General features: G+C 55.2%; 1 protein-coding gene. It reads left to right on the top strand.

The genetic code is table 11. The annotated features are described in order from the left end of the window. Positions 1-159 precede the first annotated feature (159 nt). Entirely contained in the window at positions 160-477 is a 318-nt protein-coding gene (locus AWB81_RS44180) for a DUF6788 family protein (protein ID WP_062644844.1), read from the top strand. Positions 478-507: the final 30 nt, after the last annotated feature.

The raw sequence follows: 507 nt of genomic DNA, 5'->3' as shown, positions 1-507 counted from the left end.
GTCAAGCCTGCCACGGCAGTTGCGAACCACATGAAGCTGCGCAGGCGCGAGAACGCCGGACGCAGCAACCAGATCGCGTCCCACCAAGCCATCCAAAGCGACATCGTTTGTCTTCGAGTCGTTGTTGACAGTCAAGTATAGCATTTGTATGCTATACAAATGACACAAAAACGCCTCCTTCAAATCGAAACACGCATTGAGACGATTAAGGCGAAGCTCGCCGCGATCGATGAAATGCGCCCAGGCTCACTGAGCTGTCAATACAAGGACCCCGCCAACCAGAGTGGGGCGTACTATCAGCTGAGCTATACGCGAGACAGGAAGAGCCGAACTGAGTACATTGCGCGCGACGCGCTGAGCGACGTGCGCCGCCAGATCGACAACTACAAGCGCTTCAAGGCATTGACCGACGAATGGGTCGACTTGAGCATTGAGCACAGTCGCCTGAAAATGAGACTGGCGCGCGAAGCCAACTAAGCGAGCCGGATCGGATTACCGAGAACTGGA

This window comes from Caballeronia arationis (assembly GCF_001544975.2).
GTDB lineage: Bacteria > Pseudomonadota > Gammaproteobacteria > Burkholderiales > Burkholderiaceae > Caballeronia > Caballeronia arationis.
This window is presented reverse-complemented; position numbering and strand designations above follow the sequence as displayed.